The sequence below is a fragment of the Flavobacterium salmonis genome (genome assembly GCF_903819435.1).
GTDB lineage: Bacteria > Bacteroidota > Bacteroidia > Flavobacteriales > Flavobacteriaceae > Flavobacterium > Flavobacterium chungangense.
Genome location: NZ_CAIJDP010000062.1, coordinates 44,461 through 57,509, shown reverse-complemented (window position 1 = coordinate 57,509; position 13,049 = coordinate 44,461). Strand labels below are relative to the sequence as shown.

Sequence of the window (13,049 nt, the reverse complement as noted above, 5' to 3'; positions counted from 1 at the left end):
TATTATTTAATTTAATAGAAGCAATAATTATTGATAAATATTCATTTAATACATTATATTATTACTATTTTAAAACCACTTATTCATTTTTACATCATTAAGTTTAAAAATTTTAATCTTTTTATAATCATTTTAAAAATATGTGAACTTTTAAGAGTATCTATTCTTTTTATTTATTTAATTTGTCAAAATTTTAACAAGCATGGCTGATAATTTAGATGATGATATTATCGTAAAAAATGATTCTTCAGTGATGAATGCCATTACTATTGACTGTGTTATATTTGGTTTTGACAAGGGAAGCCTTGAAATACTTCTAATTCAACACGCAGAAGGAATAAGCAAAGGAAGATGGGGACTCCCGGGAGGATGGATTAATAAAAAAGAAAGCACTGATAATGCTGCTCACCGCCTGTTAAATGAACTGACCGCATTAGATCACATCTATCTCGAACAACTGAAAGCATTTGGAAATCCGGATCGATTTCCGCTGAGACGTGTTATTACAATTGGCTACTATGCCTTAATTAAAAGAGAAGATTACAATATTCAGGCTGGTTTTACGGCATCTGATGCCAAATGGTATAAGATCAATGAAATTCCGGACTTGATTTATGATCACAATGAAATATTGGCTTATAGTCTGAAACATTTGCGGGACAGAGTTCGTCAGGCGCCAATTGGATTTAATCTTTTGCCGGAAAAGTTTACACTGTTGCAATTGATGCATTTGTATGAAGAAATATTAGGAATCGAAATGGACAAATCAAATTTCAGACGAAAAATTCTTCATATGAAATTACTTGTTGCATTAGATGAAAAACAACAGGATGTTTCGCACAGGGCGGCCAAATTATACAAATTTGATTCGGAGATTTATACAAAACTTACTGAAAAAGGATTTAATTTTGAATTTTAAAATCAGCTTATAAAGCAAACAAATGGCATTTTTACACTCTAAAAAAACTTCCAAAACGTATAGCGGAGAACCTCCTGCAATTCAAAACCCGGTCATCGACGGAGTTACGATCGACTGTGTCATATTTGGATTCAACAAAGGAAACCTCGAAGTGCTGCTAGCCCATCATGCCGAAGGAGAAAGTATTGGAAAATGGGGGCTTCTTGGAGGCTGGCTCAAAAAAGAAGAAAGTTCTGATTATGCAGCACAACGAATTTTGTATGAACTAACCAGTCTGGACAACATTTATCTGGAGCAGTTAAAAGCATTTACAGATCCCAATCGTGTACCCGGAAGAAGAGTTGTGACCATTGGTTATTACACATTGGTTAATCGCGAAGATTATAATGTAAAAGCCGGTCTTACCTTAATGGAAGCGACCTGGCATAAAATTAACGAACTGCCCGATTTGATTTTTGACCATAGGGAAATTTTACAATTCAGCTTAATGCAACTTCGTAACAGAGTGCGTCAGGCCCCCATCGGATTCAATCTTTTGCCTGAAAAGTTCACTTTATTGCAGTTAATGCATCTCTACGAAGAAATATTAGGAATTGAACTGGATAAATCGAATTTCCGAAGAAAAATTCTGCATATGAAACTGCTCGTTGCCTTAGATGAAAAACAGCAGGACGTGTCCCACAGAGCCGCTAAATTGTACAAATTTGATTCAGAAATCTACAAAAAACTGACGGAAAAAGGGTTCAATTTTGAATTTTAAGACTGAAATTGGTTTTCAAAAACTAACTATCCAACAACTACATTCCAGAATCCAAAACTTTGCGCTATCTTTGCGCCTTAATATTATGCGCTAAAGCAATTGCTGCAGTGCAATTTATACCCGAAAAAGACTAAAACTCAATTAGAGAATTGATATATTAAAATGAAGAAGATACGTAACTTTTGCATTATTGCACACATTGACCACGGTAAAAGTACACTGGCAGACCGATTACTGGGCGCCACACAAACCGTTACAGCACGTGAAGAAAAAGCACAATTGCTTGACAACATGGATCTGGAACGTGAGCGTGGAATCACCATTAAAAGTCACGCCATTCAGATGGAATACACTTATAAAGGAGAAGAATATATTTTAAATTTAATTGACACTCCCGGTCATGTTGACTTTTCATACGAAGTTTCACGTTCGATTGCTGCCTGCGAAGGGGCACTTTTGATTGTGGATGCAGCACAAAGTATTCAGGCACAAACGATTTCAAACTTATATTTGGCTTTAGAAAATGACCTGGAAATTATTCCGGTTTTAAATAAAGTAGATTTACCAAGTGCTAATCCTGAAGAGGTTAGTGATGATATTATCGATTTACTTGGATGTAAATTAGAAGATATTATTCATGCTTCAGGAAAAACAGGTTTTGGTGTAGAGAACATTCTTGCAGCTATTATCGAAAAAATACCAGCTCCAAAAGGAAATGTGGATGAACCGTTACAGGCATTGATTTTTGATTCACATTACAACCCATTTCGTGGAATTGAGGTAATCTTCAGAGTGATGAATGGTGAAATCAAAAAAGGGCAGAAAATTAAATTCATGGCTACCGGCAATGAATATTTTGCCGATGAAGTGGGAACTTTAAAACTAAATCAGGTTCCTAAAAATGTAATTTCTACAGGTGATGTTGGCTATTTGATTTCAGGAATTAAAGAAGCCAAAGAGGTAAAAGTGGGAGATACTCTAACAGATGCCAAGACACCAACAACCAATATGATTACAGGTTTCGAGGACGTAAAACCAATGGTATTTGCCGGAATTTATCCTGTTGATACAGAAGATTATGAAGATTTGCGTTCTTCAATGGAGAAACTGCAACTGAATGATGCTTCGTTAGTTTTTACACCTGAAAGCTCTGCCGCGTTAGGATTTGGTTTCCGTTGCGGATTCTTAGGAATGCTTCACATGGAAATCATTCAGGAACGTCTTGAACGTGAGTTCGATATGACTGTAATTACTACAGTTCCTAACGTTTCGTATTTGGCCTACACCAAAAAAGATCCTGAAACTGCATTTGTTGTCAACAATCCTTCTGACTTGCCTGAACCTTCACGTTTAGACAGAGTTGAAGAACCTTATATTAAAGCAACCATTATTACAAAAGCTGACTTTGTTGGAAACGTAATGAGTCTTTGTATTGAAAAACGTGGTCAAATTACCAATCAAACGTACTTGACAACAGAAAGAGTGGAATTGAATTTTGATATGCCTTTGGCCGAAATTGTATTCGATTTTTACGATCGTTTGAAAACAGTTTCTAAAGGGTACGCTTCTTTCGACTATTCTCCAATTGGAATGCGTACTTCGAAATTAGTTAAACTGGATGTTCTTTTGAATGCTCAGACAGTTGATGCGCTTTCAGCCTTGATTCACGAAGATAACGCATATAACATCGGTAAAAAAATGACCGAGAAATTGCGTGAGTTGATTCCAAGACAGCAATTCGACATTCCGATTCAGGCGGCAATTGGAGCAAAAATTATCGCTCGTGAAACCATCAAAGCGCTTCGTAAAGACGTTACCGCAAAATGTTACGGTGGAGATATTTCGCGTAAGCGTAAACTTTTGGAGAAACAGAAAAAAGGTAAAAAACGTATGCGCCAGGTAGGAAACGTTGAGATTCCACAAGAGGCGTTTATGGCTGTTTTGAAATTAAACGACTAAACTTTGTATTAAGATTTAAGTACTAAGTATTAAGATATAACCCAATAACATAAAAAAGTTATTGGGTTTTCTTTTTTTACGAAATAAGACCTCCACAAATTCCCAGTCCTACGATTAAGTATACCGCTCCCATAATAAAAAGCACTTTTGCTGTTTTTGGATTGTTTCTTTTTACTGCAAATCCAATGATTGTAAATAAAACAGGTGGCCCAAGCATAATCGAAACAAAAAATGCAACCAATCCGTCTAAATTACCTACTTCTAATGCTATCATAATTTATATATTAGTTCTAAGTTCTTCTAATCTTTCTATTTTTTCGTCTCTGTAAAACAAATTCATGGTTTCAAACGGAATTATTTTATTATCCTTATTGACAATATGCACACATGATTTTTTAATCGCTCTGACATCAAAATTATAGGCATCTATAAATTGCATAATGATGATGCGAAACAAGTTATCATAACCCAAATTGGGTGCATCAATATTGGGCAGGCAGCAGAGAATGGATTTCAGGTTTTCTTCGGCTACTTCTACTGAATTTCCTGTACTGAATAATTCTATCATTTTTCCGCGAAGCACTTCATCCTGTTCGTAAATGATGGTGTTTTTACTATTGTCTAACAAGTCATTTGGATTGATGTACCGTGTAAGCGGAAATACCTCATCACCCAATTTCAAGGCATATCCCATTACCAAAGCATCAGGATTACAAGGAACGGGTAGCAAATCATCTGAATTGAAAATGGAAGTTTGTTCCAAAATTTTCCTTCTGACCTCGGTTAATGTCATCCTGTCTTTTTCCGGGTCAAAATTTTCCAGTCTTCCGGCAATTTGTGTTGGCTGAAAAGTAACCCCTCTGATGCATTTTTGTTTTAACGCAAATTCAATTATTTTTCCAATTTCATTATCATTGAGTCCTTTCTGAAGCGTAACCACCAATGTTGTAGACAAATTTACTTCGTTCAGATTCTCCAACGCTTGTTTTCTTATCTCGCTTAAATCGGCACCGCGTAATTCCTGCAATACACTGTCTTCAAAAGAATCAAACTGTAAATAAATTTCAAAATCAGGTGAATAGGTTTTCAGCTGTCTGGCAAATTCCTTGTCTTTGGCAATTTTAATTCCATTGGTATTCAACATTAAATGCTTTATCGGAAGGGATTTTGCGTAGTCTAAAATCTCAAAAAACTGAGGATGAATAGTAGGTTCGCCACCGCTAATCTGCACAACATCAGGTTCCTTTTCATTTTTAACAACCGTATCCAGCATTCTTTTTATTTCTTCCAGCGTTCTGTGTCTTCCGTATGAAGGAGATGATCCCGCATAACAAGTCGGACATGTCAGATTACACCGGTCTGTAACTTCAACAACAGTCAGACAGGAATGCTGTTCGTGATCCGGGCATAAACCGCAATCATACGGACAGCCATAATGGGTTTTGGTATTAAAGGTATAAGGCATCTCTGATGGCTTATTGTAGTTTCGGATATTTTTATAATATTGAATATCATCCGCAATTAATACCTTTGAACTTCCGTGTTCCGGACATCTTTTGAGCATGTAAACATTCCCATCTTCAAAAACAATTTTTGCATCAATACGCTTTAAGCATTCGGGACAAAGGCTTAAGGTAAAATCATAATAAGTATACTTTCTAACTGGCATTTTTTACGAATAGATTTAAAATTGTTTTGTGATAATATAATAGACAAATTAAACATAAAATCTGGATGGAACTTATTCCTGCCACGAAAAAATGATTGGGTTTTATAAATTCTATAAAAAATCGGAATGCAAAATAAGAAATCATAAAATACTGAAATAACAAGCCATTTGGTAGATTTTTGCTTTGGAGTTTCTTCAGGAAATAAAACAGAACAGCTAAAAAAACCAATTCATACAAAGCAATTGGATGCCGCTTTAGGTTATCGCCAAGATTCATTCCCAGGAAAAAAGAAGTAGCTTCACCATATGTGAATTCATTTGTTCCGGATAAAAAGCATCCAATTCTCCCGATAAAAATTCCCAGGATAATTGGAAACGTAAACAAATCACCGGAAGATTCTTTTTCACCAATAATTTTTTTAGCGATTTCTACGCCTAAAAGTCCGCCAAAGAGACCTCCCATAATCGTTTTTACGTTGAAAAGATCAAGCAAGGATTTGAGATCTGAAACAAAAACAGGATTCTCTAAAAAACCCATAATTCTGGAACCCAGAAAAGCCCCGATAGCTGCTCCTAAAATAATAGATAACCGATTGATTGTGATGATCCTGTCAGCAGTTCTTTTTCTTAAAAAAGCATAGTATCTATACCCGATAAAAAAGGCTAAATATTCTAAAACTAAATGAATATTAATTTCATAACCAAACCATACGGGCTCAAACGGAATCTTCATTTATAATTATTATTCGGATTTTGATTTAATAATACAATTCTGTAAAGATGCGAAAATTTATTGTTTTTAACTCTTTACGATAAATACTATCTTTGAAAAAAAGCTTAAAATGGACGAAACCCCAAAACGATTTGACCGAATTGTCGCCATCCTGATTCAATTGCAATCTAAGAAAATTGTAAAAGCGCAGGAACTGGCGGATCGTTTTGAATGTAGTCTGAGAACCATTTACCGGGACATCAGAACTCTTGAAGCTTCGGGAGTTCCTATTTACAGTGAAGCCGGAGTTGGTTATGCTTTGATGGAAGGTTACCGATTACCTCCGGTGATGTTTACACGCGAGGAAGTGAGCAGTTTCATCGCTGCCGAAAAACTGATGCAGAAATTTACTGATCCGTCTTTAGGGAGCCACTATGCATCGGCGATGTATAAATTGAAATCGGTTTTGAGAAGTACCGATAAAGATTATCTTTCGAATATTGAATCGAGGGTGATGATGCAAACTGCCGAACCGCTGTTTAACGACAATTCCCCAAATACTTTAGCCGTTCTTTTTGAAGGAATTGCCGAGAAAAAGCAAATACTGCTAACGTACAAAACTTTTGCCAAGGACGAAACTACACAACGGAATTTAGAACCTGTAGGTGTATTTCACGACAATAACAATTGGTATTTTCTGGGATATTGTCATTTACGAAAAGATTACCGACAGTTTAGAACTGACCGAATTCAGTGTATTAAAAAAACTGATTCTGATTTTACCATAGAACATGATTCGCTGGAAACCTATCTGACTAAAACAGAAACCTGCCCGACTACAAAAGTCCGAATCTTAATTGATAAAAAAATAGCGCGCTATTTATCTACTGAAAGAAAATATCATGGCTTTATCTCTGAGAGAGAAGTCGACGGACAAATCGAAATGACTTTTATGTGTCGTGATATCAATAATGGTTTCTCTCGTTGGTTTTTGATGTTTGGAGATTACGCCACAATTCTCGAGCCTGAAAGTCTTAAAACAAGAGTTTTGGAACTATTAGAAATCAACAAACAAAGGCTTTTATAGAAAAAACTCCTAAAGAAACTAAGTTGCATTAGGAGTTTTTTGTTTATGAGTAATTATCTTTCCCAAAAAAATGGCGGCTCAATATTTAAAGCTCTTAAATATACATAAGCCTGACCGCGATGGTGGACCTCATTATCTATAAAGTATAAGATATTCTGAATAATCGGAAATTCATATTGCCCGAAAAGGTTGAAAGTTTCGCTGAAATCTTCGACTGCTAATTGTTCCCAGTATTTATTGATTTCTGCTGTCGCTTCGTCCCATTTTTCAAGATATTGCGCTTTAAAAATCAATTTTTCTTCTGCTTCATTATAAGGCTGGCTTTCACGGTTTACAATTGCTTTAAGCCCCGGAGCAGCAATTGCCAAAAGCTCATCGACTAATTTTGCAAAAGGCCTCATTCCTCCAATTGAGAATTCGAAGAAATCTTTTTCCGGAAAAAGTTCAATCAAACGACGCGTTAATGCTCGGTGCCCCTGCCAGTGTTTCAATAAATCTTCTGAAGTGATTACTTGTGCTTCTAATGTTTTCATGATTTTAAAGTTTTAATTTGTTGATACTTCAAAATTATTGAGGGTCGGTGACAACAGTTTGTCAGCAGGAAATAAAAAAATAAATATATTTTTATTTCCTGCTGTTAGATGCACAGCTGTGCATCTAACAGCCAGTAATACCAGACAATTCACCTAAGGCTATACACACTGCTGTGTCTCTACAGAAAATCTATATTGTAATTTTATTTGTTTTTTAACCATTCGAATAAACGATTAGCATCTTCAAATTTAAACAATTGAGTTCCTTCGTTCATAGTCGCTGCTGACCCGCAGGCTACTCCCCATCGAATCACTTCTTTCAGGCTTTTATTCTGTGATAATGCCCAAACCATTCCTCCCACCATGCTATCACCTGCTCCTACGGTACTTTTTTTGGCAACGTTTGGTGCCGGAACAAATTCGTACTCGTCTTTTGCAACCAAAACGGCTCCTTGAGGCCCAAGTGAAACTACAACAATTTCAGCTCCTCGATCAGCTATAATTTTTTTAGCAGCTTCGTTTACCTCATCAATTTCTAAGCGTTCTACACCAACTAATTTGGCCAATTCTCCAACATTGGGCTTGATCAGGTACGCACCTGTTTCTAAAACTTTTTTTAAAGCCTCTCCCGAAGTATCAACGATTAATTTAGAATTGGATGTTTTGGCAATTTCAGCTACTTTCTGATAAAAATCGGATGATAGGCCATCATTTAAACTTCCGCTTGCTACCAAGTATTTTGGTTTAAAATTCGAAATGGTTTCCAAAAGCTTTTCAACTTCTGAATCCGCTAAAATATCTCCTGTAAATCCAAAACGATATTGCGAATTGGTATTATCATCAACAGCGATGAAATTTTCTCGAGTTGCGGTTTTAGTTTCAATGGCTTCAAAGTCTATTTTTTCTTTGGTTACTAAATCCTTTAACATTTCTCCAACAGGTCCACCGGCTGTAAAGACTGCCAATGAGTTTCCGTGCATACGGGAAATAGCTTTAGAAACATTTATTCCGCCACCACCGGCATCAAATAATGGGTCTTTGCATCTTATTTTTTGTTCTGCAATCAATCCTGAAAAATGTGTGCTTTTATCTACAGAAGGATTTACTGTTACTGTTATTATATCAAATGTTTTCATTTTTCTAAACTGGGATTAATGGTTAAAATCAAACTCTTTATGCAATTTAACAAAAATTAATTTTACTAATCGCGTTTCTTTAAACAATAGATTAAATCATAAAATACTAAAAACCATTTAATTAAACAAAAATCATTCGTATCTTTAAGTACCCAAATAAAATCCGGATTATGAGATCTGCTCTATTTTTCCTTTTATTATTTTATTCGGCTATATCTTCATCACAAGGAATCATAGTTGACACTACAACTTTGGCCATACCCGAACTAGTTCGACAAGAGTTAATGCAAAATGCCTGTGCCAATGAAAGCAATTTTAAATTTTCATCACGACTGGGCATTGGAAAATTCACCAATACCAATCCTAATTTCCCAATTACACACGGAATTATTATCCGGAATGGTATTGCCAAACATACTGAAGGTTCTTATACCGGCATTAATGAAAGCAGTCGGTTAAACACCTCGAGTGACAATGATTTACAGAATATAAGTAATGAAAACGGGCAAATTGTACCCATTACTGATGTGAGTTATCTTCAGTTTGATTTTACGCCTTTGTCGAGAAATTTTAGTTTTGATTTTCTTTTTGCTTCCAATGAATATGGAGAATTTCAGTGTGGTTTCAGTGATGTTTTTGCCTTTATTCTGACGGATTTAACGACCGGGGTTTCTAAAAATCTTGCCGTAGTTCCTGGAACAACAACACCTGTTTCGGTTAAAAATATTCGGGATCAGCAGTACAATTCTGCCTGCTTATCTGCCAATTCCAATTTATTTGACCGTTATAATGTAACCAATCCGGGAGGCTCAGCAATCAATATGAGAGGAGAAACTAAAATTTTAACAGCTTCTTCAACCGTAATCCCGAACAGGACTTATAGTATAAAGCTGGCTATTGGTGATTATAACGACAGTAATTATGATTCGGCAGTTTTTATAAAAGGAGGCAGTTTTATAACCACAATGGATTTAGGACCGGACAGAATCATTTGTGAGGGAGAAAATGTTACATTGCAGTCGGGGCTTGTGGGAAATTACGATTATATCTGGACTCTGGATGGAGCTGTAATTCCCGGAGAAACAAACAGCTCTCTCACGCTTAATAAAGCTGGAACTTATGGTGTTACATCAACACTATCTGGTTGTGTGATAAAAGACGAAGTTAGTATTGGCAATTTAGTCATTGCAGCTCCCAAAAACCTAACTACATGTTATAACGGAAACTCTGCTTATCAATACAACTTAACTCAGAATAATTTGGCGGCATTGAAACTGAATCCGGCAGAATATGCTCTTTTTTATTACAATTCGTTACAAGCAGCCAATGCAAACGGACCGGCTATTCCTGATAATCAATTAACTTCTTACACTAGTGCCGGTAATGAGACGATATACATAAAAGTGGTACATGTTTCCAACAATAATACCTATTGCAATACTATACTTGCATTTGATTTGCTTGTGACGGCTCCAATCAACATTGTAAAACCACCGGATCTGAGTGTTTGTGATAATAATTCCGGAGTAAGTGTTGATTTAACTCTTCAGGAAACCGCCATACTTAATGGATTAAATCCTTTAGACTATAAAATCAGATATTACAAAACCCAAACAGAAGCAAACAGTGCGACAAATAGCATAACAAATCCAAAAGCTTTCAACACTTCCTTGTCTCAATCACCACAAACTATCTGGGTAAGAGTCGAAAACATTTCAAGTTCGACTTGTTATGCAACAGTAAATTTCAATATAATTATTTACGCTCTCCCGCAAGTAGATGATATTCCAAATGTTGTTGCCTGCTACAGCTACACATTGCCCCCCATTACATTTGGCGAATACAATACAGGGTCAAACGGAACAGGAACCAAATTGAATGCCGGGGATATTATCACCAAAAGTGGTGTTTATTATATTTTCAATAAGTCTAATACAAACAGTTGTACCAATGAGAATTCCTTTAATGTAGTCCTGATTTATGAAATTACTTTTAAAAAAGAAGCCTGTGGACAATATATAGTTCCACGTGTACCTGCAGGTGGTTTTTTTACTGCCGCTGGTGGAAAAGGAAAGGCAATTGCGGCAGGGACTATATTTATAACAGATCAGACTATTTACTATTATGCCACAATAAACGGAGCAGTTTGTCGTGACATTGCTGTGCCATTTGTAGTATACCCATTACCACTAATAGAGAAGCCTGCTAATGTAGTGACTTGCAATTCCTACACACTTCCTCCTTTGACAAACGGAAATTATTATACTTCATCTGGCGGCTTAGGTACCCGTTTAAATGCAGGAGCCAATATCACTACCAATCGAACGCTATATGTTTTTGCAGATGATGGAAGATGTACCAATGAACATTCTTTCAGAATTAACATTATTAATGTATCAAGTTTTGTTCCCATTTCAAAATGTGGAAACTATATTTTACCGCCTGTTGCTGTAGGGGGCTATTATACTGCCCCGGCCGGACAGGGTCAAAACATTACTGCCGGAACCAGCATTACTGCTTCACAGACTGTTTACTATTATGCTGTCACCACAACTTCTCCTAATTGTACCGATAACTTAAAATATGAAATTACCATAAAAACGCTGCCCTTGGTAGATACCCCTGCCAATAGATTGGAATGCGAGCGCTATTTCCTGCCTCCTTTAGTAAACGGAAAGTATTTTACCAAAACCAACGGCGGCGGAAAACAATTAAAAGCCGGAGAGGTCATCACTACAACACAGACCATTTATGTGTATGCCGTTGGACCAGAGTGTACCAACGAACATAGTTTTATTGTCGAAATCAGGAAACGCCCTTTGGTAGATAGTTTTACAGATGTAGTTACCTGTACAACTTTTAAACTTCCTGTATTGAAAAACGGAAAATACTACACGGCAACCGGAGGCCCGCATGGTCAGGGAATTCAAATTGCCGAAGGAACGCTCATAAACACAACCCAGACTATTTATATCTATAATGAATGGGCTGATTTTGCAAGCTGCAGTAATGAAACTTTTTTTAAAGTGAATTATAACGGAATAGATGTTGGAAACTTCGAAAATATAAATGTTTGCGACAGCTATACGCTCCCCAATTTAACTTTAGGAAATTATTATTCACAGCCCGGAGGAAAAGGCCCTGTTATTCCGGGCGGGACTATATTGCGAACCTCACAAACTATTTATGTATATGCTGTTGTAGGGAATCGATTGATTTGCACCAGCGAAAAAAGTTTTACAGTTACTATTTCCGTTACACCTATATTGACCAGTACTGCAGACGTTGCCATTTGTCAAAGCTACACACTGCCTGCCTTAGCTGTTAGAAAATATTATAGCGGCCCAAATGCAACCGGAACTCCTCATTTTGCGGGAGAACAAATAACCTTTAGCCAAAAAATGTACATCCATGCCTCGGCTCCTGCCAATTTCAATTGTGCTGCACAGGATGATTTTGATATTACTATTTATCCACTAAAAAATCTCACACTAAAAAATGCCATAATCTGTGTCGATTACGAAACAGGAACAGCACTCAATTCAGTACAATTGAGTTCAGGACTTAATTCTGCTGATTACACCATTGACTGGTTTCTGAACGGAGAAAAAGTAAGTACAGGAGTCAATTATACAGCAACCAAAAACGGAACTTACACAGTCGTCAGTACCAAAAAAATACCCACAATTGATGAATGTGGTTACAAACCGGCAACAATAATTGTAGACAAATCGAGCCCGGCGATTGCTTCATTAACCGTAGAGGATGACTTTGAGGAAAATATAGACATCATAGTAAACACAAATGGTTTTGGAACCTACGAATATCAAATGGATGGTGGCGATTTTCAAACTAGTAATGTCTTCTCCAATATTGATTCAGGAGAACATATTGTTACAATAAGAGATACCAAAGGAAATTGCCAAAATCTATCCTTAACGGCTAATGTGCTCAAATATCCCAAATTTTTCACTCCAAACAATGACGGCTTTAATGACAGGTGGAATATCCCCGATCTCGCTTTTCAGCCAGATGCCGTTATCAATATCTACGATCGCTATGGTAAATTCCTAATACAGATCAAGCCTTCCGGTACGGGTTGGGATGGAAATTACAACGGCAGCCCGCTTCCCACCACCGATTATTGGTTTCACGCAACCTACACAAAAAACGGGGCAACACAAGTATTTAAGGCACATTTTAGCATGAAACGATAATGCTGTCAGGCTATCCGCGTTACTTCGGTAACCTGCTCCCATCCTTCACGCGCGTAC

General features: G+C 36.6%; 10 protein-coding genes. 5 read left to right on the top strand and 5 right to left on the bottom strand.

What is annotated here, in order from left to right; all coding sequences use genetic code 11:
* The first annotated feature begins 202 nt into the window (after positions 1-202).
* The 3 genes from FLACHUCJ7_RS07630 (at position 203) to lepA (ending at position 3,638) form a co-directional block, all read left to right on the top strand.
* Entirely contained in the window at positions 203-919 is a 717-nt protein-coding gene (locus FLACHUCJ7_RS07630) for an NUDIX hydrolase (protein WP_031455040.1), read from the top strand.
* A gap of 22 nt (positions 920-941) precedes the next feature.
* Positions 942-1,679 (top strand): NUDIX hydrolase, encoded by a 738-nt coding sequence (locus FLACHUCJ7_RS07625; RefSeq protein WP_031455039.1) that lies wholly within the window; start codon positions 942-944, stop codon positions 1,677-1,679.
* A gap of 162 nt (positions 1,680-1,841) precedes the next feature.
* Complete coding sequence (gene lepA, locus FLACHUCJ7_RS07620) at positions 1,842-3,638, top strand: translation elongation factor 4 (protein WP_078229041.1); 1,797 nt, start codon at positions 1,842-1,844, stop codon at positions 3,636-3,638.
* A 76-nt stretch (positions 3,639-3,714) separates the two neighbouring features.
* Here the strand turns inward: lepA and FLACHUCJ7_RS07615 are convergent, their stop codons facing one another.
* The 3 genes from FLACHUCJ7_RS07615 to FLACHUCJ7_RS07605 are packed head-to-tail and all read right to left on the bottom strand — an operon-like array spanning position 3,715 to position 6,040.
* A complete protein-coding gene (locus tag FLACHUCJ7_RS07615) occupies positions 3,715-3,912 on the bottom strand; it encodes a hypothetical protein (RefSeq protein ID WP_180908489.1) in 198 nt (65 codons plus the stop codon).
* 3 nt (positions 3,913-3,915) lie between these two features.
* Positions 3,916-5,307 carry a radical SAM protein gene (locus FLACHUCJ7_RS07610; protein WP_180908488.1) on the bottom strand — a complete coding sequence of 464 codons (1,392 nt, stop codon included), beginning with the start codon at positions 5,305-5,307 and terminating at the stop codon, positions 3,916-3,918.
* Positions 5,297-6,040, bottom strand: coding sequence for a prolipoprotein diacylglyceryl transferase (locus tag FLACHUCJ7_RS07605; protein WP_180908487.1), 744 nt, complete (start codon positions 6,038-6,040; stop codon positions 5,297-5,299). The genes FLACHUCJ7_RS07610 and FLACHUCJ7_RS07605 overlap by 11 nt, the downstream gene beginning before the upstream one ends.
* 109 nt (positions 6,041-6,149) lie before the next feature.
* Between FLACHUCJ7_RS07605 and FLACHUCJ7_RS07600 the strand changes: the two genes are divergently transcribed.
* Positions 6,150-7,106 carry a helix-turn-helix transcriptional regulator gene (locus FLACHUCJ7_RS07600; protein ID WP_180908486.1) on the top strand — a complete coding sequence of 319 codons (957 nt, stop codon included), beginning with the start codon at positions 6,150-6,152 and terminating at the stop codon, positions 7,104-7,106.
* Between the two features lie 53 nt (positions 7,107-7,159).
* Here the strand turns inward: FLACHUCJ7_RS07600 and FLACHUCJ7_RS07595 are convergent, their stop codons facing one another.
* Entirely contained in the window at positions 7,160-7,639 is a 480-nt protein-coding gene (locus FLACHUCJ7_RS07595) for a DinB family protein (protein WP_078229037.1), read from the bottom strand.
* A gap of 203 nt (positions 7,640-7,842) precedes the next feature.
* Positions 7,843-8,775, bottom strand: coding sequence for a 1-phosphofructokinase family hexose kinase (locus FLACHUCJ7_RS07590; RefSeq protein ID WP_180908485.1), 933 nt, complete (start codon positions 8,773-8,775; stop codon positions 7,843-7,845).
* Between the two features lie 170 nt (positions 8,776-8,945).
* Here FLACHUCJ7_RS07590 and FLACHUCJ7_RS07585 point away from each other — a divergent pair, with 170 nt between their 5' ends.
* Complete coding sequence (locus tag FLACHUCJ7_RS07585) at positions 8,946-12,992, top strand: choice-of-anchor L domain-containing protein (protein WP_180908484.1); 4,047 nt, start codon at positions 8,946-8,948, stop codon at positions 12,990-12,992.
* Positions 12,993-13,049 lie beyond the last annotated feature (57 nt).

Bases quoted from the DNA above. Each gene is read 5' to 3' on its own strand.
- FLACHUCJ7_RS07600 (WP_180908486.1), top strand. From the start codon at position 6,150: ATGGACGAAACCCCAAAACGATTTGACCGAATTGTCGCCATCCTGATT.
- FLACHUCJ7_RS07595 (WP_078229037.1), bottom strand. From the start codon at position 7,639: ATGAAAACATTAGAAGCACAAGTAATCACTTCAGAAGATTTATTGAAA.
- FLACHUCJ7_RS07585 (WP_180908484.1), top strand. From the start codon at position 8,946: ATGAGATCTGCTCTATTTTTCCTTTTATTATTTTATTCGGCTATATCT.
- FLACHUCJ7_RS07615 (WP_180908489.1), bottom strand. From the start codon at position 3,912: ATGATAGCATTAGAAGTAGGTAATTTAGACGGATTGGTTGCATTTTTT.
- FLACHUCJ7_RS07590 (WP_180908485.1), bottom strand. From the start codon at position 8,775: ATGAAAACATTTGATATAATAACAGTAACAGTAAATCCTTCTGTAGAT.
- FLACHUCJ7_RS07630 (WP_031455040.1), top strand. From the start codon at position 203: ATGGCTGATAATTTAGATGATGATATTATCGTAAAAAATGATTCTTCA.
- FLACHUCJ7_RS07625 (WP_031455039.1), top strand. From the start codon at position 942: ATGGCATTTTTACACTCTAAAAAAACTTCCAAAACGTATAGCGGAGAA.
- lepA (WP_078229041.1), top strand. From the start codon at position 1,842: ATGAAGAAGATACGTAACTTTTGCATTATTGCACACATTGACCACGGT.
- FLACHUCJ7_RS07610 (WP_180908488.1), bottom strand. From the start codon at position 5,307: ATGCCAGTTAGAAAGTATACTTATTATGATTTTACCTTAAGCCTTTGT.
- FLACHUCJ7_RS07605 (WP_180908487.1), bottom strand. From the start codon at position 6,040: ATGAAGATTCCGTTTGAGCCCGTATGGTTTGGTTATGAAATTAATATT.